This is a genomic window from Streptomyces maremycinicus (assembly GCF_001184025.1).
Classification (GTDB): Bacteria; Actinomycetota; Actinomycetes; order Streptomycetales; family Streptomycetaceae; genus Streptomyces; species Streptomyces maremycinicus.
Map to the genome: position 1 here is coordinate 50,997 of NZ_BBYG01000010.1, position 18,926 is coordinate 69,922.

16 protein-coding genes and 1 pseudogene are annotated in these 18,926 nt (G+C 69.2%); 9 read left to right on the top strand and 8 right to left on the bottom strand.

Annotated elements, in window-relative coordinates:
- Positions 1-81 precede the first annotated feature (81 nt).
- Positions 82-1,098 carry a ribosome-inactivating family protein gene (locus AOQ37_RS07820; protein ID WP_062642623.1) on the top strand — a complete coding sequence of 339 codons (1,017 nt, stop codon included), beginning with the start codon at positions 82-84 and terminating at the stop codon, positions 1,096-1,098.
- A 26-nt stretch (positions 1,099-1,124) separates the two neighbouring features.
- Here the strand turns inward: AOQ37_RS07820 and AOQ37_RS39670 are convergent.
- Together AOQ37_RS39670 and AOQ37_RS07825 are read right to left on the bottom strand one after the other, a co-directional pair.
- Positions 1,125-1,217: pseudogene (locus AOQ37_RS39670) on the bottom strand (EamA family transporter); the annotation flags it as partial.
- A gap of 234 nt (positions 1,218-1,451) precedes the next feature.
- Complete coding sequence (locus AOQ37_RS07825; protein WP_062642625.1) at positions 1,452-2,162, bottom strand: TetR/AcrR family transcriptional regulator; 711 nt, start codon at positions 2,160-2,162, stop codon at positions 1,452-1,454.
- 158 nt (positions 2,163-2,320) lie between these two features.
- Here AOQ37_RS07825 and AOQ37_RS07830 point away from each other — a divergent pair, with 158 nt between their 5' ends.
- From AOQ37_RS07830 to AOQ37_RS07845, 4 genes are all read left to right on the top strand, one after another.
- Positions 2,321-3,571, top strand: a complete 1,251-nt coding sequence (locus AOQ37_RS07830; protein WP_062642627.1) for an acyl-CoA dehydrogenase family protein — start codon at positions 2,321-2,323, stop codon at positions 3,569-3,571.
- Positions 3,572-3,608: 37 nt separating this feature from the next.
- Positions 3,609-4,184: a flavin reductase family protein gene (locus AOQ37_RS07835; protein ID WP_078890106.1), complete on the top strand. Its 576-nt coding sequence runs from the start codon at positions 3,609-3,611 to the stop codon at positions 4,182-4,184.
- A gap of 72 nt (positions 4,185-4,256) precedes the next feature.
- Positions 4,257-5,138, top strand: a complete 882-nt coding sequence (locus AOQ37_RS38485) for a nuclear transport factor 2 family protein (RefSeq protein ID WP_078890072.1) — start codon at positions 4,257-4,259, stop codon at positions 5,136-5,138.
- Between the two features lie 48 nt (positions 5,139-5,186).
- Positions 5,187-5,786, top strand: coding sequence for an NADPH-dependent FMN reductase (locus AOQ37_RS07845; RefSeq protein ID WP_062642628.1), 600 nt, complete (start codon positions 5,187-5,189; stop codon positions 5,784-5,786).
- An 87-nt stretch (positions 5,787-5,873) separates the two neighbouring features.
- On the opposite strand, the gene AOQ37_RS07850 is transcribed toward AOQ37_RS07845, so the two are convergent.
- Complete coding sequence (locus AOQ37_RS07850; RefSeq protein ID WP_234436838.1) at positions 5,874-7,433, bottom strand: carotenoid oxygenase family protein; 1,560 nt, start codon at positions 7,431-7,433, stop codon at positions 5,874-5,876.
- Between the two features lie 114 nt (positions 7,434-7,547).
- Positions 7,548-9,011 carry an aldehyde dehydrogenase family protein gene (locus tag AOQ37_RS07855; protein ID WP_062642632.1) on the bottom strand — a complete coding sequence of 488 codons (1,464 nt, stop codon included), beginning with the start codon at positions 9,009-9,011 and terminating at the stop codon, positions 7,548-7,550.
- Between the two features lie 167 nt (positions 9,012-9,178).
- Between AOQ37_RS07855 and AOQ37_RS07860 the strand changes: the two genes are divergently transcribed.
- The 4 genes from AOQ37_RS07860 to AOQ37_RS07875 all read left to right on the top strand — a co-directional run bounded on the left by AOQ37_RS07860 (position 9,179) and on the right by AOQ37_RS07875 (position 13,151).
- A complete protein-coding gene (locus AOQ37_RS07860) occupies positions 9,179-9,673 on the top strand; it encodes a VOC family protein (protein WP_062642633.1) in 495 nt (164 codons plus the stop codon).
- An 84-nt stretch (positions 9,674-9,757) separates the two neighbouring features.
- Entirely contained in the window at positions 9,758-11,467 is a 1,710-nt protein-coding gene (locus AOQ37_RS07865; RefSeq protein ID WP_107085138.1) for a bifunctional 3-(3-hydroxy-phenyl)propionate/3-hydroxycinnamic acid hydroxylase, read from the top strand.
- A complete protein-coding gene (locus AOQ37_RS07870; RefSeq protein WP_062642635.1) occupies positions 11,464-12,309 on the top strand; it encodes a fumarylacetoacetate hydrolase family protein in 846 nt (281 codons plus the stop codon). Before AOQ37_RS07865 ends, AOQ37_RS07870 begins: the two co-directional genes overlap by 4 nt.
- A 47-nt stretch (positions 12,310-12,356) precedes the next feature.
- Positions 12,357-13,151 carry an IclR family transcriptional regulator gene (locus AOQ37_RS07875; RefSeq protein WP_062642637.1) on the top strand — a complete coding sequence of 265 codons (795 nt, stop codon included), beginning with the start codon at positions 12,357-12,359 and terminating at the stop codon, positions 13,149-13,151.
- A gap of 214 nt (positions 13,152-13,365) precedes the next feature.
- Here the strand turns inward: AOQ37_RS07875 and AOQ37_RS07880 are convergent, their stop codons facing one another.
- The 4 genes from AOQ37_RS07880 to AOQ37_RS07895 are packed head-to-tail and all read right to left on the bottom strand — an operon-like array spanning position 13,366 to position 18,618.
- Positions 13,366-15,375, bottom strand: a complete 2,010-nt coding sequence (locus AOQ37_RS07880) for a beta-galactosidase (protein ID WP_062642639.1) — start codon at positions 15,373-15,375, stop codon at positions 13,366-13,368.
- Positions 15,376-15,410: 35 nt separating this feature from the next.
- Positions 15,411-16,232: a carbohydrate ABC transporter permease gene (locus AOQ37_RS07885; RefSeq protein ID WP_062642641.1), complete on the bottom strand. Its 822-nt coding sequence runs from the start codon at positions 16,230-16,232 to the stop codon at positions 15,411-15,413.
- Positions 16,232-17,272: a carbohydrate ABC transporter permease gene (locus tag AOQ37_RS07890; protein WP_062642642.1), complete on the bottom strand. Its 1,041-nt coding sequence runs from the start codon at positions 17,270-17,272 to the stop codon at positions 16,232-16,234. Before AOQ37_RS07890 ends, AOQ37_RS07885 begins: the two co-directional genes overlap by 1 nt.
- Positions 17,269-18,618, bottom strand: coding sequence for an extracellular solute-binding protein (locus tag AOQ37_RS07895; protein ID WP_062642644.1), 1,350 nt, complete (start codon positions 18,616-18,618; stop codon positions 17,269-17,271). The genes AOQ37_RS07890 and AOQ37_RS07895 overlap by 4 nt, the downstream gene beginning before the upstream one ends.
- Between the last annotated feature and the right edge of the window lie 308 nt (positions 18,619-18,926).

Genomic DNA, 18,926 nt, shown 5'->3' on the forward strand with positions numbered 1-18,926 from the left:
GACCACCGAGACGTTCACTTCCTAACTTCCGTGTCAGCCCGAACAAGGGCCCTGTTCGGAGAGAAAAGGAACGAACGCCCCATGAGTGTCATCATCTTCCGCCGTCTGGCCGCGTCCGCCGCCCTGCCCACTCTGCTGGCCGGAGCGATCCTCGTCGCCAACGCGAACCCGGCGCACACGCACACCACCCAGGCGGGGTCGGCCAGTTCGGCGACGGCGAGCACCCACCTGGCACAGCACAGCATCGAGGTGGCCGCGAGCACCAAGGACACCTGGCACTCGCTGACCTGGGACGTGGACAGTGGCGTACCGGCCTACCAGACGCTGATCTCCGAGCTGCGCGACCGGGGCATCCAGGCCGGCGGCAGCAGCGAGAACGTCGCGTCGTCCAGCAGCAGGACGGTCCGGGTCGACACCCTCAGCAACACGGCGAGCAATCAGTACGTCGCCCTGCGGGTCGTCGCGGGCAGCACCCATGTCACACTGGCCATCAGGCTCAGCGACCTCTACGTGGTGGGCTTCTGGTACTCGTCCGCGGCCAACGCGCGGGTCTTCCACTACTACCCGATCGCTCCCTCGGGCACCGCCCCCGCGTTTCCGGCCTCGGGCGTGGTCGAGACCTGGTCCAGCGTCACCACCGAGTCGACGATGCTCGGTATGGAGAACTACAACGACCTGGCCCGGCGGGGCAACGTCGCACTCAACGCGGTGGGCATCAGCGCCAGCAGCCTGGAGCAGTCCGTGCGCGACCTCGCCACCGGCGGCGCGAACCGCGCGATGACCCAGAGCACCGCCCGCGCTCTGCTGCGCCTGATCATCGCCGTCTCCGAGGGCACCCGCTTCCGGCCGCTGGCGAACCAGGTGGCCTCGGCCATCAACAACGGCGGCACCTTCACCACGGGTGATCGGTACGTCGTCCTGATCCGCGACTGGGACGGCATCAGCACGGTCTACCGGGACCACCTGGACAACCCGCACTCCACGACGGGCCACACCGTGCAGGGCTGGGGAAGCGTCAACAGCGTCGCCACCGCAGCGGCGCTTCTGCTGGCGGCCATGGGCGCGGGGTCGATGACCTTCCCCAAGACCGAGCTGTGATCCGGCCTTCGGTGCGGCCGTAACGCCTACACGGCGTACAGCATCACCCCGATTCCGACGACCAGGAGCCCTGCGGCCGCGATCCGCAGGGCTCCGAACCGTTCCTTGAAGAACACGGCAAGGTCGGCGTCCCGCGGCGTATCCTCGGCCGGCTCGGCCGGCGGTTGCGGCTGCACCGTCGATGGTGCCCCTGGCCGGTCCGGGTGATGGTGGACTCGCAGTCCGGTCGAGGTTGCGTGCGTCTGCCGGAGTCGGTGGTGTGTCCTCCGTGAGGCCGCCGGGCGTGTGACCGATGTGCGGACGGGGGTTTCGGTCAAAGCGGGGTGAGTTCGCTGCCCGCGGGCGGAGCTGCGTCAGTCCGTGTGTGGTGGTTCGGTCCAGGGGAAGATGTCACCGGTCGTGCGGAGCGGTGCCGCGGGCAGGTCTCCGGAGCCGGAGGAGCGCAGGGCCCGTAGGAAGAGCGTCGTCGTCCAACGGGCGTGAGCCGTGGCGTAGGCGGGGTCGCGGACCGGCTCCGGGCTCAGCAGGGCGTCCATCTGTAGGCCGGCCGCCGCCATGCGGACGAACAGTGCGGCGTAGGAGTGCGCGTCCGGCAGGGTGTAGCCGTGCCGTTGGCTGTCCTCGAGCAGGGTCGCGGCCACGACGTCGACGACATGCGGCACGCCGAGCGCGCGCATCGCCTCGGTCAGTTCGGGGCGCCGGGTGGTCTCGGCGGCCAGCGCGCGGATCAGGGCGAGGTACTGCGGATCAGTCGTCGCGTCGAGGAGCTTGGTGACGATGTGGGTCAGCCGCTCCTCCGGGTCGTCGACGGACGAGAGCATCGTCTGGTCCAGGTCGAAGTCCAGGGACGAGCTGCCGCGCTCGATCACGGCGCGGAAAAGTTCCACCTTGTCGCCGAAATGGGCGTAGACGGTTGTCTTGGAGACGCCCGCCTGGGCTGCGACGACGTCCATGGACGTCAGGTCGAAGCCCCGGGTGAGGAACACGTCGACGGCCGCGTCGAGCACGGCCTCCCGCTTGCCCCGGGACCCCACCCCCGTCCGGGGGCGCCCCTTGACCGCCATCTTGCTCCTCCTTGGGCTCCTGACCCGGCAGATGCCCATGTCTGTCTGTCTGTTGACCTCGGTTCGACCTTACCGTAACGTCAAAACTGTACTGGACGGTGCAGTCCAACTTGGATGGTGGATACGGCAATGACGCGAATCCCCGAAGGAGTAGTCCGATGAGTGAGCAGGACCCGTCGTCGCAATCGCCGGATGACCGCGGCCGGGTGATCCGGGACGCGGCACGCGCCCTCGTGCCACTGCTGCGGCGCAACGCGCTGGAAGGAGAGGAGATCGGCGCGCTGACGCCGGACACGCTGCAGGCGATGCACGAGGCCGGCGTGTTCAGGATCATGCTTCCGCCCGAGCTCGGCGGGGATGCCCTCGGGGCGCGTGACACCGTCGAGATCACCGCCGCCCTGGCGGAGGGGGACGGGGCGGCCGCGTGGACCGTGTTCGTGGCCGGTGGCATCCGCAATCTGCTGGGCTTCCCCGAGCAGACCGTCGAGGAGGTGTTCAAGGAGGTCGACACCTGGGTCGGCCCGCTGGCGGTGGGCGCCTCGGTGTTCTCCCCCGTAGTGGGGTCGGCCCGGCCGGTGGACGGGGGCTTCCTGGTCTCGGGCAAGTGGGCGTTCGGCAGCGGATGCAAGCACGCAGCCTGGGCAGTCGTGGGCGTGGGCTATGAGGACGCGGAGGGCAGCCCCCACCGCGCGATGGCAGTTCTGCGGCGCGAGCAGTTCACGATCCTGGACGACTGGCACGTCATGGGGCTGAAGGGCACGTCGAGTAACGGCCTGACCGTCGAGGGGGAGGTGTTCGTCCCGGAGCATCGCGTCCTCGACATGGCCGATCTCCCCGCGTCCATGAACCGCGTCCGCGAGCGCTACTCGGGCATCGGGTTCCGCAACGGGGTGGGCGCCCTGATGCTCGTCACTACCCTCAGCAACGTCGCGATCGCCCTTGGGATGGCTCGTGGCACGCTGGACTGTTTCGCCGAACAGGCAAGGGCCCGCAAGCCGTTCAACCTGCCCTACCCGACGGTGGCGGACATGCCGTCGACCCAGGTGTCCGCCGGGGCGGCCCGAGCGATGATCAACGCCGCCGAGGCGGTGATTCTGCGGCACGCGGACGAGGTGGACCGGCGGGCGCTGGCAGGGGCGGACTTCACGCCCGCGGAGGAGTCCGAGATCACCATGGATCTCGTCTACGCGGTCCGGCTGTGCTCGGACGCCATCGACCGGCTCCAGCTCACCCTCGGTTCCTCCGCGGTGTCCCTGAAGAACCCGATCCAGCGCTTCGTGCGGGACGTGCGTGTGCTGGCCACGCACGGTGCCATCCGGTTCGACCCGATGGCGGAGATCAGCGGCCGTCAGGTCCTGGGGCTGCAGCCGTTGTCCATGTTCGCCGGCGGTCTGCCGCAGGTCGGCTGAGCCCGCTCGCGTCCGCAACAGGAAAGAAGTGATCTCCATGGTGAACAGGGAGCGCGCTGACCGTGTGCAGCGCGACGCGGTGGGCGCCGTCGAGCGGCGACCGGAGCCGGTGGCGGCCCTGACCGAGACGAACCTGAGGGAGGCGTTCGCCTGCTTTCCCAGCGGAGTGATCGCGGTGTGCGGGATGGACGGCGGCGGCCCGGTGGGCATGGCCGTCAGTTCCTTCACCTCCGTGTCGCTGGCGCCCCCGCTGGTCTCGGTGTGCCTGCAGACCTCGTCGCGTACCTGGCCCAGGCTCAGGGCACTTCCCCGGCTGGGGCTGAGCGTGCTGGGCGAGGGACAGGACGCCGTGTGCCGTGCGCTGGCGGGCAGCGGCGAGGACCGATTCGCAGGGGTGCGCTGGGAGGAGGGGGAGCAGGGCGCTGTGTTCGTCCACGGCGCGGTCACCTGGTTCGACTGCACCCTGCGCGCGGAACTGCCCGCCGGTGACCACGCCATCGCACTCCTGGAGGTCGGCCGGCTGTGGACGGTGCCGGCGGCCGACCCCTTGGTCTTCCACGGCAGCCGGTTCCGGCGCTTGGACAGCGGTGAGCGATCGGCGGTGCCGGCCTGACGGGGGAGGAGCGGGCCATGACACATCCGCCCCTCCCCGCCCCTGGTTCGAGAAACGAAAGCGAGCACCTTCATGCCCTCTTCACTCGACTCCGTTACCGCCGCCAACAAGCGGCTGGTGACCGAGTTCCGCACCGTCGTCGTCGCCGCCCGGAACGCCGACGCGGTCGTCGAGTACGTCGCCCCCGATCTGGTCCAGCACGGCGCGGACCTCCCGGACGGGGTGCAGGCGTACGCCGACCATCTACGAGACTGCTTCCGGCGTGAGACGGAGGTTGCGGGACCGGATGCCGCCGGTCGGACACCGGAGCCCGTCTTCACCATCGCGGACGGCGATCTGGTCTGTGTCTGCCGGTACGTGCCGCAGCCTGATCCGGACGCTCCCGGAGCCACCTTCGACCACTACGCGTTCACCACCTACCGAGTGCGCGACGGGCGGATCACGGAGCGGTGGCCCTCCCTCAACAAGATCGCCCCGCCGTGGCCGCCCGCACCGGACACGCCCTCGCGGGCGATCCTCGTGTCGACGTCCCCCGGGATCGACACCGAGGCGAACAAGCGCCTGGTGCGTGATTTCTACCGCTGCATCTTCGACGCGCGGAATCCCGCCGCCGTCAAGGACTTCGTCACGGACGACTACCGGCAGCACGTCTCCTTCTTCCCGACCGGCCGGGCGGGGCTGGAGCGGCTCGTTCGCACACAGTTCCCCGACGGGCCCGTACCGACGCCGGCCGAGCAGTCCAACCCGCCGGTGCTGCTCCTCGCGGAAGGAGACATCGTCGTGTGCGTCGGGCTGCTGCCCCAGCCCGAACCCGACGGCAGCGGCGGGACGTACCCGTACTACGTCTATGACGCCTTCCGGGTGCGCGGGACGCTGATCACCGAGCACTGGAGCGGTGTCAACAAGGCGGCCCCGCCCCGGCACCCCGGACCACCTCCCGGCCAGGCCGGCTGACCCGCCGATCTGCCTGGTCCCCCTCTTACCGACAAGAAAGGTTCCTCCATGCCCAAGTTGCACATCGTGGTCGGCAGTACCCGTCCTGGCCGTCTGGCGCTGCCCATCGCACAGTGGACGGCGAAGGCCGCCGAGCAGCACGGCGGCTTCGACGTCGAACTCGTCGACCTGGCCGAGGCCGCTCTTCCGCTCCTCGACGAACCGGCGCACCCGCGAACGGGGCAGTACGCCCACGAGCACACCCGTGCGTGGAGCGCCACGGTGGACGAGGCGGACGCCTTCGTCTTCGTGACGCCCGAATACAACTACGGCCCGCCGGCCGCACTGCTGAACGCGATCTCCTATCTGCACCGGGAGTGGCTGTACAAGCCGGCCGCGTTCGTCAGTTACGGCGGCGTCGCGGCCGGCCTGCGCTCGGTGCAGGTGCTCAAGCAGATACTGACGACTCTGAAGGTGATGCCGATTCCGGAGGCCGTCGCGATTCCCTTCGTGTTCCAGCTCATGCAGGACGGCCGGTTCCAGCCCACTCCGCCGCTGGAGGCGGCGGCCACGGACATGTTCGATGAGCTGCTGTGCTGGACCGACCCTCTGCAGATCCTGCGCAAGAGCGCCGCGGAGGCGCCGCCGCGCGGGCCGGTCGCACCGTAGCCCTTGGTCGACAGGCTCTCCGCATGAGGAAGGGAGGGGGGCTTACGGCGGATCCGCCGTAAGCCCCCCTCCCTTCCTCATGCGGTGTCAGCCGGTCTGCTCACCCTGTGCCGCGACGGCCTGGTCGAGGGTGGCGTGGTCGGCCCAGTTGCCGTGAAAGCCGAACGGGACGCGGCTGGGGAGCCTGACCCGGGCCAGCGGGGTGCGGACCAGGTCGGCGGCGTCGTGGATGAGGAGTTCGGAGAGGCCCGTGAGGTGGTTCCACCACAGGGTCAGCAGGTAGCCGTCGTCCTCGGAAGCGGCGTTCTCGCGGGCGACGAAGACCGGTTCGCCGGGACTGGTGAGCCCTGCGGGGCCCTCCACGACGTGGGTGCTGCCGAGCAGGAAGTCGTGCTTGGCCAGGCCGTCGCTCATGGTGTCCGCGGCCAGTGAGCGGGTGGTGACGAAGTAGCCGTAGCGGTGCTCAAGTCCGGTGTAGGCGTCGTTGATCCGGGGGAACTCGCCGGCGAGGCCGCTGATCATCTCCTCGGTGGCCGTGCCGGTGGCGAGGTCGACCCGCCAGCGGTGGGGCAGCGACGGAGGGAACCAGGCGTGGGAGGTGACCGGGGTGTCGAGCCGGTCGGCGGGGGTGCCGAGGCGGGTGATGCGGTGCCCGTCGACGACGACCTTCCCGTCGCGCTCGTAGGCGTTGTAGAAATGGGTGTTGGCCCAGTGGCCGCCGATCTCGTGCCAGGTGACTTTGTGGGTGGTGCGGTTCATGAGCACGATCTGCACACCGTGCGGGAGCGACTCCTCGTCCCAGACGACACCGGGTTTGCCCTGCATGATGTGGTCCAGCCGGAACTGGGCCGGAGTGACGAAGAAGATCGCGTGGTTCTCGGTGACCGCGAAGTCGTGCATGAGCACGGGCACCTTGATGTCGAAACTGTGACTGTCCACGACGTGCCCGGTCTTCACGTCGGCCCGGTACCAGGTGATGACCGGGCCGGTCGCCGCGAAGAAGAGCATGTCTCCCGTGGCCGGGTCCGTCTTGTAGTGGGCGGTGCACAGCACGTCGATGCCGCCGTGGAAGTCGTAGCTTCCGTACGTCTCCAGCGTCTCCGGGTGCATCGCGTAGGGCAGTCCGCCCTCGAAGTAGACCAGCAGATGGTCGTCGAAGATGCCGACGTTGGTGTTGGCCACGTTCTTCGCGGGCGGCGCGCCGTGGGGGAGCGGCCCCGCGCTGCCGCCGTTGGCGAAACCGCTGTAGACGGCCTCGCCCTGCTCGACCTCGAACTTCATGGAGTCGGTCGTCACCCAACGGGTGCGGTAGGCGGCCCGGCCGTCACGGAGGTAGACGCCGCACACCATGCCGTCCCCCTCCCACCAGTGGTAGCGCTCCGGGTCGAGCGGCCGGAATCGCGGGTTGGAGGAGATGCGGAACAGTGCTCCGGCGAGGTCTGCGGGGATCTGGCCGTCGACCTCCAGGTCGTAGGCCGCGTCCTCCTCCGTCCACGGAGTGAAGGGCCCGTTGAGGAACTTGTTGCCGGGAGCCCAGCCGGCCGCGTCCTCGGCCCGGCGCGGGGTCGGCGGCTGGGCAGCCGGGCGCGGGGCGATCGTCATCGGGTCGGGCGGAACCAGGCCCGGTCGAGGGGTGACTGCGCTCATCGATGCGTCCAATGCAGGTGGTGACAGTGGATTCGGGGCGCCGGGCGGTGAACCCGGCTTCGGGGGGGGCCGGGGTCCCCAAGGGCGGAGGGGGACCCCGGCCGGCGGAGGGGATCAGAAGGGGTAGTCGGGGATCTCGCCCCGGACCGTGACCCACTGCTGCTCGGTGAACGCTTCGAGATTGGCCGTGGCTCCGCCGTGGCGGGAGCCGTTGCCCGACTCGCGGACCCCGCCGAAGGGGACGGTGGCCTCGTCGTTGACGGTCTGGTCGTTGATGTGGACGAGCCCGGTGGGGATGCGGTCGGCCAACGCAAGGCCCCTGGCCGGATCGCCGGTCAGGATGCCGAGGGAGAGACCGTACTCGCTGTCGGCGGCGAGCCGGGCGGCCTCGTCCAGGTTCTTGAAGGCCACGACGGGCGCGACGGGGCCGAAGATCTCCTCGGCGTAGGCCCGCGCGGTCAGCGGGACATCGGCCAGGACGGTGGGCCGGTAGACCAGGCCCTCGTACGTACCGCCCGCGGCCAGCCGCGCTCCGGCGGCCACGCTGTCCGTGACCACGGAGTGGGCGGCCAGCAGCTGCTTCTCATCGATCATGGGACCGACGGCTACGGTGCCCGTCGCCGGGTCCCCCGCGGGCGCCGCGTCGGCGCGCTCGGCGAGTCGTGCGGTGTACTCCTCGGCGATCGAGGCGTGCACCAGATGACGGCTGGAGGCCATGCAGATCTGCCCGGCGTGGTGGAAGGAGCCGAACGCTCCCGCCGACACCGCCTTGTCCAGGTCGGCGTCCTCCAGAACGATCAGCGCAGAGTTGCCGCCCAGCTCCAGATGCACTCGCTTCAGACGCTGCGCCGCGGCCGCGGCGATCGCCTTGCCGGCCCGGGTCGACCCGGTGAACGCGATGACCGGGACCCGAGGGTGGTCCACCAGCGCCGCTCCCACGGCCGCGCCACCGGGCAGGACATGCAGCACGCCTTCGGGAAGCCCTGCCTCCTCGAAGACCCGGGCGATCGTGACGCCCCCGCAGACCGCCGTGCGCGGATCGGGCTTGAGCACGACCGCGTTGCCCAGCGCCAGCGCCGCCGCCAGCGCCCGCATGGCCAGCACCATCGGCGCGTTGAACGGGGAGATCACGCCCACGACGCCCACGGGCCTGCGCCGCGAGAACGACAGCCGGTCCTGGACCGAGCGGAGCACCTCGCCGAAGGGGGCCGCCGCGAGGGCCGCGGCCTCGTAGCACTCCTCGGCCGCGCCGTTCGACGTCTGGAACTCCGCGAACGGGCGCAGGGCCCCCGACTCCCGCACGATCCAGTCCGCGATCTCGGCCTGGTGCTCCTCGAACAGGGCTCCGGCACGCCGCAGCACCCGTGCCCGCTCGTTGTAGGGAAGGGCCGACCACGCCCGCTGCGCCTGCGTGGCCTGGGCCACGGCACGGTCCAGGTCGGCGGGTGTGGCGGCGCCGACCCGGCCCAGGACCTTGCCGGTGGCCGGCTCGATGGAATCGTAGGTCTCACCCGAGCCGTTGATCCACCCACCGGAGAAGATCCGCCCCTGCCAGTCGCGATCCTCAAGAAAAGCCATGATGCTCCATCCTTAGATCTGAACTGCACCGTACAGTCTAGCGTCTTGTTTTATCGGACAGTCTGTCTGCTGGATAGGACACTTCTCGAAGCTCGGGGTTGTCAATAGGTGGTACGCCTGCTTAATGTCTCGTTGAGCACTACAGGCGTCCTGCTAAAGGAGACTCCATGGGGATCACTGGTCTGGGGCACACCGGGTTCTGGGTCGAGGACCTGGAGAAGATGCGTGACTTCTATGAGCGCGTCATGGGTCTGGCAGTCACCGACGAGGACGAGGAACTGGGGATCGTCTTCTACTCGGCCCGCCCCGACGAGGAGCACCACGAGTTCGTGCTCCAGCGTGGTCGGACGGCACCGCTCGGAGCCAAGCTCACCCACCAGGTGTCGTGGCGCGTCGACTCGCTGGAGACGATCGTCGACTTCCACCGGCGCTTCCGTGCCGAAGGCATCGAGGTCCAGCAGGAAGTGACCCACGGCAACGCCATCGGGATCTACTTCTTCGACCCGGAGGGCAACCGCAACGAGGTCTACCTGCGGATCGAACGCGACGTCCGTCAGCCGTTCCGCAAGACGATCGACCTCGATCAGAGTCCCGAGCAGATCCTCGCCGAGGCGGAACACCTGCTGGCCGAGGGCGGACCGGCCTACCAGCCGGTGCAGTAGGCCGGCCACCTCGTGTCCAGCTCACCACTTCTGAAAGGGCCGTCCATGGACGCACCGTCTTCGGTGTCCTCCGGCGAGGAGCCGATGGTCCTGGTCGTCGGCGCGGGACCGGTCGGGCTGACAGCCGCCAATCTCCTGGGGGCGCTGGGCGTACGCGTCCTGCTCGTCGAGCGTCATCCGGCCACGAGTGACGAAGCCAAGGCGATCAGCCTGGACGACGAGTCGCTGCGCACGCTCCAGCTGGCCGGCCTCGACGAAGCCGTCTATCCGATCATCGTGCCGGGCACGGGCACCAAGTACTACGGAGTCGGCGGACGACCGCTCGTCCACGCGCGCGGCACCGGCGAGCGGCGATTCGGGCACCCCTTCAAGAACCCCTTCGCCCAGCCCGACCTGGAGCGCGTCCTGCGCTCCGGCCTCGACCGCTTCCCACACGTCGACGCCCGCTTCGGGACCCGCCTGGTGACACTGCGGCAGTACCCCGACCGGGTCCTGGCCACCGTTGCGTCCGGCGCGGGCGACACAGGAGCGCAGGAGGAGATCGAGGCCGCCTATGTCCTCGGGTGCGACGGGGGCCGCAGTACCGTGCGCGAGCAACTGTCCATCCCCATGCGCGGACGCAGCTTCCCGGACGACGTCTGGCTCGTCGTCGACACCCTCGACGATCCGCACGACGAGCGCTACGGCATGCACGTCGGCGACCCCGACCGCCCCGTCGTCATCGTGCCGGGGCGCCAGGGCCGCTGCCGTTATGAGTTCCGGCTGCGCCCGGGCGAGTGCGCCCCCGGCGGGGCGGTGCCGTTCGACCTGGTGCGGGACCTGCTGCGCCCGCACCGGGACATCGCCCCGCATCAGGTGGAGCGCTCGGTCGCCTACACCTTCCACGCCCTGCTGGCCGAGCGGCTGCGTGACGGCCGCTGCTTCCTGCTCGGCGACGCCGCGCACATGATGCCGCCCTTCGCCGGACAGGGGCTCAACTCGGGGATCCGGGACGCGGCCAACCTGTCCTGGAAGGTGGCCGACGTGCTCGCCGGCCGGGCCACCGACGCACTGCTCGACACCTATGACCCCGAGCGGCGGCCGCACGCCAGAGCCGTGATCGAACTGTCCGTGCGGCTGGGCCGGGTCGTCATGACGACCGATCACAGACGGGCCCGACTGCGGGACCTCTGCGTACGCGCGGCACTGTGGAGCCGAAGTGGGCGTCGGTACCTGACCGAGATGCGGTACCGGCCCGACACTCGGGTGCGGACCGGAGCGGTCGTACCCGCCGACGGCCCCGGACGGTCGCTGACCGGCACGTTGCTGCACCAGCCTTCTGTGCTGCACGGCCCCGAGTACTCGGTCACGCGGATTGATGATGTCCTCGGCCAGGGGTGGAGCCTGCTGGGCATCGGCCTGTCCGACGACGACTGGAACGCCGCCTCGGCGGCCCGACTGCCCGATGCGCGGCGCGTGGACGTGGTGCTCGGCGACCGCGCACCACGATCGCGCGACGGCCGCGCCGCGGTGGCCGACGCCGACGGCACGCTCGACGCGTACCTCGCGGCGTTGCCAGGGCATCTGCTGCTGGTCCGCCCCGACCGGCTGATAACAGCTGTCTTCACACCCGGCCAGGTCCGATACGTCACTCGGGCTCTGAGTCCGTTCCTGCCGCCAGCCCCCTCCAGTGCAGTGGGGCCCGCACGAGCCAGCGAGGAATTTCCCCGGTTCGACACTTCACCATCCTCCGCAGGTCTCGCCGCAGACGCTGCCTGCACACCGAAAACCGACACACCAGGAGCCCACAAGTGAGACTGAGCACGATCCGAAATGCGGCCGGCCACAGCACCGTCGCCGTGCGCCACGAAGGCGACGAGCTGGTGCTGCTGCCCCACGGGGACGTGGCAGCCCTGCTGGCCTCGGGCGAGGACTGGGCCCGGCGCGCGACCGAGGCCGACGGCCCGCGCGTCGCGGCCGCCGAGGCGTGGTACGCCCCCGTGGTACCCCACCCCAACAAGATCGTCTGCCTCGGTCTGAACTACGCAACGCACATCAAGGAGATGGGCCGCCAGACGCCCGTTCACCCCACACTGTTCGCCAAGTACGACGGAGCGCTCGTCGGTGCGTACGACGACATCCTCATGCCTGCGGTGAGCGACGACCTCGACTGGGAGGCCGAGCTGTGCGCCGTGATCGGCCGAAGCACCCGGCACGTCGGAGAGAAGGACGCCCTGGATGCAGTCGCCGGATACACGATCCTCAACGACGTCACCATCCGGGACTGGCAGCACCGCACCCGTGAGTTCCTCTCGGGCAAGACCTTCGAGGGCACGACCCCAGTGGGGCCCGCCCTGGTGACTTCGGACGAGCTTCCGCCCGGAGCGTCGGACCTGGACATCGGATGCAGCGTCGACGGCCGCACCATGCAGGAGTCGAACACCTCCGACCTGCTCTTCGACGTGGCGCACATCGTGTCCTACGTCAGCACCATCATCACGCTGCTGCCCGGTGACCTGATCGCCACCGGCACCCCCGGCGGCGTCGGCGCGGGGCGTGACCCGAAGGTCTTCCTGCGTCCCGGGCAGAGACTGGTCACACGCATCGAGGGGCTGGGCGAGATGAGCAACCGCGTGGTCAGAGACGATCCTGCGTGAGTAGTCCGTCCCGTGAAGCTCCGGCATCGTCCACTAAGGTGTCCCGCATGTCAGGATCAACGTCCAGCGCAGGCGCCTATCGTGAGCGCAACTCGACCGCCGACCGGGCGCTCGACATCCTCATGATGTTCGACGAGACCGAGCTGGTCGTCTCCGCAACGGCGGTCGCCGGGCGGCTCGGGGTCGCGCGTTCGACCGCCTACCGGTACCTGCAGTCCCTCGTGACGAGCCGTTTCCTGGAAGAGGCGCCGGGCGGCGGCTTCCGGCTCGGTCTGCGCGTGATGGAGATCGCCCGGTTGGCTCGACGCAGCTACGGACTCCCCGAGATCGCGCGGCCCGCCATGACGGCGCTGTCGGAGCGGACGGGGGAGACCGTACTCCTGACTCGGCGTGTAGGTGACCTGGTGGTGTGTGTCGAGACCGCGGAATCCGGACACCGCGCTGTGCGCATCTCTTATGAACGGGGCAGCTCCCTGCCGCTCAACGCCGGTGCCTCGGCGCTTGTGCTACTGGCCTGGAGCTCTCCTGAGGAGGTGAATGGTCTGCTGCGGTCCGCGCCGCTGAAGCGCTTCACCGCCTCAACGCTGGTAGATGTCGACGCGCTGATGGAGCGTCTGGAAACGATCCGGGCAGCCGGGTACGCGATTTCGCGCGCTGAACTCGATCCCGACATCCTCGGTGTCGGCGCGCCTGTCCGCGACGACACCGGACAGGTCGTTGCGGCCGTGAGTGTGGCCGCACTGGCCTCACGGATCGCCGGCGAGGCGGAGGCCGACATCGTGGGCCATGTGCTGGCCGCGGCGCAGGACATCAGCGACCGGATGACCGTGGTCGCCGGCTGACTGCCGGCCACATCCTTCCGCCGTCCTTGCCGTAGCCGGTCACCGCAGGCACCGCGTCGCTGGACGGGAAGCGCTCGACGATCCGCGGTACTCGGGTGGACTCCGCGCCGGTGGGCAGCCACGAGGATGCCTGCTTGTCCTCGCACGACGGGGCACTGGCCCGCACCTGACCTACGGGGTTGGGCCTCGGCCGGTCACCGGCGGGCCAGTCTTGTCAGCTTCGCCGTGGTTCCCGTACCACCGCGATCTCTCCCGGTGCGAGCGTCACGGAGCCCGGTGCCGGTTTGCCGGTGAGGAGTTCGACCGCGTCCTCGGCGACGGTGATCTGCGCGCCGTTGCCCGCGTGGTCGATCAGGAACAGGTAGTCCGCGGAAGACGATCGGCGGCGTACCACTTCCACGCCCTCCGGTGCCGTGCGGACCGCTTCCACGCCCGCCTCGCTGCGGATGCACGTCAGGAGGGACGCGAGGGTCGTCGGGTCCGGGCGGGTGGCCAGGTACCAGGTCGTGCCCTGGCCGTATGTGTGGCGTGTCACGGCGGGTACGCCCGTCAGTGGGCCTTCTGTATACGACATCACCGCCTCCGCGCCCTCCAGGCGCAGGCGCTCCGACCACAGCGACGCCGTGCCGCCCCCACTCAGGCCGAGTGACTCGCCCGCCGGGAGCGGGAAGTACTCGTCCGCCCTGATGCCCAGCGCCTCCCGGAAAGCCCCCGGGTAACCGCCCAGCCGTACATGGCAGTTCTCGTCCACGGTCCCGCTGTGGAAGCCGACCGCCAGCGTGCCGCCGCGTTCCGCGAAGCCGGTGAGGTTGGCGGCGCCCTCGTCGTCGACGAGGTACAGGCTGGGGAGCAGGACCAGGCGGTACGCCGACAGGTCGGCGTCCGGGCGTACGAAGTCCACCGCGACGCCCGCCCGCCACAGCGGCTCGTACCACGAGCGGACAAGGTCCTCGTAGCGGAGCTCGGCGCTCGGCTGGGCCGGGGTTTCCATGGCCCAGCGGGCGTTCCAGTCCCAGGCGATGGCCACCTCGGCGGTGCCGGTGCTGCCGCGCACCTCCGCGAGCGCCTTGAGGTCGGCGCCGAGGCGCACCACGTCCCGCCAGATCTGGCTGTCGGTCCCGGCGTGCGGAACCATCGCCGAGTGCCACTGCTCGGCGCCCGCCTTCGACTGCCGCCACTGGAAGTAGGCGATGCCGTCCGCGCCGTGCGCCACGTGGGCCAGCGCGTTGCGGCGCAACTCCCCTGGTTTCTTCGCCCTGTTGACGTGCTGCCAGTTCAGCGCTCCCGTGGAGTGCTCCATCAGGAACCAGGGGCCGCGCGCCAGCGAGCGCATCAGGTCGCCGTGGAGCGCGACGTCGATCTCCGGCTCGGGGTCGTCGTACATCAGGTAGTGGTCGTTGGCCACCACGTCCAGCTCCGGGGCCCAGCGCCAGTAGTCGGCCTTGTCGGCGCCCTGCATGACCATGAAGTTGGTGGTGGCGGGGATGGACGGGGCCGCCGCGCGCAGGACACCCCGCTCGACCCGGTACAGCGCCTGCAATTCGTCCGAGCAGAAGCGGCGCCAGTCGAGGAGATGGGTCGGGTTGGGGCCGGCGCCGGTAGGTCGCGGGGGCAGGATCTCGTGCCAGTCGTAGTACCACTGGCTCCAGAAGGTGGTGCCCCAGGCGTGGTTCAGCGCGGCCAGGTTCTTGTACTTCGTCCGCAGCCAGACCTGGAACGCCTCGGCACTGGTGTCGCAGTAGCAGGCCGCGTTGTGGCAGCCGTACTCGTTGTGGACGTGCCACATCACGATTGCCGGGTGGGTGGCGTAGCGCCGCGCTAGCTCGCCCGTGATGCGCAGGGCCGCCGCGCGGTAGGCGGAACTTGAAGGGCAGAACGTCTGGCGGCTGCCGTACGACAGTTTCCGGCCGTCGCGGTCCACCGGCAGCGCCTCGGGGTGGGCGCGGAAGAACCAGGCCGGCGGAGCCGCCGTTGGGGTGGCGAGGTCGACGGTGATGCCGTTCTCGTGCAGCAGGTCCAGGATCCGGTCCAGGCGTGAGAAGTCGTACACGCCCTCTGACGGTTCCAGCAGCGCCCAGGAGAAGATGCCGACGCTGACGAAGTTGACCCCTGCCTCGCGCATCAGGCGTACGTCCTCGGCCCACACCTCCTCGGGCCACTGCTCGGGGTTGTAGTCGGCGCCGTAGGCGATGCCGGGGATGGAGAGGACGGGTTTGCTGGTCACTGGGTGGCTCCACAGGTGAGAAGGCGGCAGGCCGGTCACTTGAGTCCGGACGTGGCGGAGCTCGTGATGAAGCCGCGCTGAAGGATCAGGAAGAGCGCCAGTACGGGCACGATGTACATCACGGAGCCGGCCGCGATGAGGGTGTAGAGCCCGGTGCCGTGTTCGTTGACGTAGCCGGTGGCGATCTTGACGGAGAGGGTGGTGCGGTCGTCGTCGAGGAGCAGGGCGGGGGCGATGTAGTCGCCCCAGCTCCAGCTGAAGCTGAGGATCAGGCTGGTGGCGATGACGGGCCAGGACTGGGGGAGGAAGATCCGCCAGAAGATGCGGATCTGTCCGCAGCCGTCGATGATCGCGGCCTCTTCCAGTTCCTTGGGCATGTTGGTGAAGAACTGCCGGAAGAGGAAGATCAGATACGGTGCGCCGGCCAGTCCCCACAGCACCCACGGGATGTAGGTGTTGACCAGGTCCGCCTTGGCGAACAGCAGGTAGGTCGGGATGAGGGTGATGATCTGCGGGGTCATCATCGTCGACAGCATGAGGCCGAAGACGAGCTTCTTGCCGGGGCCGTTCAGCCGGGCGAAGCCGTATCCGGCCCAGGCCGAGGCCAGGGTGATCAGCACGGAGTAGAGCCCCGCGATCGTCAGCGAGTTGCGGGCGTAGCCGAGGTAGTCGAAGAGGGTCAGGGCCTGCTGGAAGTTGTCCAGGGTCGGATGGTGCGGCCACCAGTGGATGGGGACGGCACGCAGTTCGGACTGGGCCTTGAACGCGGTGATCACGAGCCAGCCGAAGGGGCTCAGGAAGAGCACCAGGGCCGCGATCAGGAGCATGTAGACGACTTTGCGTCGGGCCAGCACCATCACTTGTCTCCGATCGTCCGCGTCTTGGGCTTCGCCTGTTCGGGATCCACGGAGTAGAAGACCGCGCCCTTGCTGAGCCGGAAGACGACGAAGGTGACGAGCATGATGAACAGGAAGAGCACCCACAGCAGCGCGGAGGCGTAGCCGTAGCGGCCGTTGGCGAAGTACTGGGAGAAGACGTCGATCATGATCAGGTAGTTGCTCTCGGGTACGGCCCCCACGCCCTTGGGGGTGGGGTCGAGCGAGATGAGCAGCGGTACGAAGGTCTGCAGCGTCATGATGAGCTGGGTGACCAGCTGGAAGAACAGCACCGGGGAGAGAAGGGGCAGGATGATCCGGGTGAGGGACTGCCATTGGCTCGCCCCGTCCACCCGTGCCGCGTCGAGCAGCTCCCGGGGAATGTCCTGCAGTCCCGCCAGCGAGATGATCATGATGTTGCCCACGCCCCATACCGTCAGCATGATCAGCACGTAGCGGGCGTACGGATCCCCCAGCCAGGCCAGCCCGTTGACGCCGAAGAGGTCCAGCAGGCCGTTGGCCGATCCGGAGTCACGGTCGAAGATCAGCTTGAAGGTGAGGGCGGCACCGACCGGCGGGACGACGGCGGGCAGGTAGAGCAGGGTGCGGAACAGGCCGCGGGCCCGGATCGGCTGGTTCAGCAGCAGCGCGAGGATGAGTCCGGCGACGATCGTCAGCGGCACTGTGATCGCGGCGAACAGCCCGGTGCGGGCCAGGGACGCCAGGGTGTCCGGGTCGGAGAAGACCTCCCGGTAGTTGGCCAGGCCCACGAAGCGGGCGTTGGGGGAGAGGCCGTCGGAGTTGGTGAAGCTCAGCCACAGCGCGTAGCCCAGCGGGTAGGCCGTCAGGCCCAGGAAGCCCAGTACCCAGGGGCCGGTGAACAGGTAGAAGGCCCCGGCCCGGCGCGCCCGCAGCGAGTGGGGCCGGGGTGCCCGGCGCGAGCCCGGCCGTCCGCCGGCCGGCCGCGCCGGGGAGGGCGCGGTCGGCTCGGCGTCCGGGCCGGTGAGTTGGTCGGTACTCACCCCACCAGCTCCTTGCCCCGCGCGAGCTGCTCGTTCATACGAGAGTTCAGCGCGTCGGCGATCTTGCCGGTCTTGGTGTCGGACTTGATCGCGTCCGGCAGTACCTTGCTGAGAATCCCGTTGAGAGCGTCCACCTGCGCGTACGGGCTCACCGGCAGGACCGAGAAGTACGGCGTGTCCTGTTCCTGGACCTGGTAGGCCTGCTTCTGGAAGGCGCTGCTCCTGGGGATCAACGAGCGAAGCGAGTTCAGCGAGGGCAGGCCCCAACCCGAGGACGCCCGGTCCTTGGCCGGCTGGTCGGCGAAGTACCACTCGAAGAGCTTCCAGGCGGCGTCCTTGTTCTTGGCCTCCTTGGGCATCCAGAAGCCGGTGCCGCTGAAGCAGGGGCTGACGCGGTGGCTGCCGAACTGTGGCGCGGGCGCGAAGCGGGAGACCGCGGCCAACTTGGCGTCACCGCCGATCACTCCGCCGAACCAGAAGCCGTTGCAGCTCATTGCCATCCGGTTGGCCTGGTAGGTCGGCCCGTCCCAGCCGTCCGGGTTGGGGTTGGTGATGCTCGGGCCGATGTCGGCCTTCGCGTAGTCGACGTACCACTGCAGCGCCTTGAGTGCTTCGGGCGAGGAGAAGTCGACCGAGGCCATGTCGTCGGCGAACAGAGTGCCGCCGGCCGACGCGGTCCACGACATGAGCTGGGAGAAGAGCCCCAGGCTTGTGGCGTTGAGGCCGTAGACCTTCACCTTGCCGAGCCTGCGCTTGGTGAGCCGCTTGCCGAGGTCTAGCCACTCGTCCATGGACAACGGCTCGGTGGCGCTGGGGAGGTCCAGTCCGGCCGCCTCGAACATATCGGTGCGGTACCAGAACATGGAGTCCTGCGAGTAGTCCTTGGCGAGGCCGTAGCGGGGGCCCGCGCCCTGCTTCTTGCCGTCGAAGCGCCACACGTCGTTGGCCGCGGCGAGGTCGGAGGGCTTGAGTACCTTGCTCTTGGCGAGGTACGGGTCCAGGTCGGCCATGAGCCCGCGTGCGGCGAAGTAGGGCGCGTCCGTCGCGCCGATGCCGCGGACCACATCCGGCGGGTTCTTGCTGGCAAGCATGGCGTTGAGTTTGGTGACGTCATAGGTGACGATCCGGAGCTTCACGTCCAGCAGCTTCTCGATGCTCTTCTGGGTCTTCGCGTCCCACTCGTTCACCAGCGTCATGACGGTGAGGGTCTTCCCGCTGCCCCCGGAGTCGCTGTCGGAGTCGACGGAGGCGGCGCAACCCGGCAGGGCTGCGGCGGTGAATGCGGCACCGGCGGAGGCGGCGAGGAAGCGGCGCCGGTCGAGAGAGCCTCTGGATGAAACGGGCATGGCGGTGAAGCCTTTCGTGCGGGGTGCGTACGGGGAGGTGTGCAAAGACTGGTGAGCCGAGCCGAGCCGAGCAGGGCTGGGCATGGGAAGGGGAAGTACCTGAGCAGGGGAGATGAAGCGCTGGTCCGCACTCGGCTGCCAGGGGTCTCCCACAGCGCTTCACCGCGCGCCTCGCTCATCACGGTGTGCCGACCGGCACACAGGGGTGAGTGTCGAGGGTTGATGGACCGGTTCTTCGGCCGTGGCGTCGCGCCCCGAAACGCTCGCCTGCGGAAACCGGTCGTGAAAAACTTCGGCGAACGCTAAGG

Excerpts from the sequence above, each read along its gene's own strand:
- AOQ37_RS07820 (WP_062642623.1), top strand. The coding sequence starts at position 82 with ATGAGTGTCATCATCTTCCGCCGTCTGGCCGCGTCCGCCGCCCTGCCC.
- AOQ37_RS07825 (WP_062642625.1), bottom strand. The coding sequence starts at position 2,162 with ATGGCGGTCAAGGGGCGCCCCCGGACGGGGGTGGGGTCCCGGGGCAAG.
- AOQ37_RS07830 (WP_062642627.1), top strand. The coding sequence starts at position 2,321 with ATGAGTGAGCAGGACCCGTCGTCGCAATCGCCGGATGACCGCGGCCGG.
- AOQ37_RS07835 (WP_078890106.1), top strand. The coding sequence starts at position 3,609 with ATGGTGAACAGGGAGCGCGCTGACCGTGTGCAGCGCGACGCGGTGGGC.
- AOQ37_RS38485 (WP_078890072.1), top strand. The coding sequence starts at position 4,257 with ATGCCCTCTTCACTCGACTCCGTTACCGCCGCCAACAAGCGGCTGGTG.
- AOQ37_RS07845 (WP_062642628.1), top strand. The coding sequence starts at position 5,187 with ATGCCCAAGTTGCACATCGTGGTCGGCAGTACCCGTCCTGGCCGTCTG.
- AOQ37_RS07850 (WP_234436838.1), bottom strand. The coding sequence starts at position 7,433 with ATGAGCGCAGTCACCCCTCGACCGGGCCTGGTTCCGCCCGACCCGATG.
- AOQ37_RS07855 (WP_062642632.1), bottom strand. The coding sequence starts at position 9,011 with ATGGCTTTTCTTGAGGATCGCGACTGGCAGGGGCGGATCTTCTCCGGT.
- AOQ37_RS07860 (WP_062642633.1), top strand. The coding sequence starts at position 9,179 with ATGGGGATCACTGGTCTGGGGCACACCGGGTTCTGGGTCGAGGACCTG.
- AOQ37_RS07865 (WP_107085138.1), top strand. The coding sequence starts at position 9,758 with ATGGTCCTGGTCGTCGGCGCGGGACCGGTCGGGCTGACAGCCGCCAAT.
- AOQ37_RS07875 (WP_062642637.1), top strand. The coding sequence starts at position 12,357 with ATGTCAGGATCAACGTCCAGCGCAGGCGCCTATCGTGAGCGCAACTCG.
- AOQ37_RS07885 (WP_062642641.1), bottom strand. The coding sequence starts at position 16,232 with ATGGTGCTGGCCCGACGCAAAGTCGTCTACATGCTCCTGATCGCGGCC.
- AOQ37_RS07895 (WP_062642644.1), bottom strand. The coding sequence starts at position 18,618 with ATGCCCGTTTCATCCAGAGGCTCTCTCGACCGGCGCCGCTTCCTCGCC.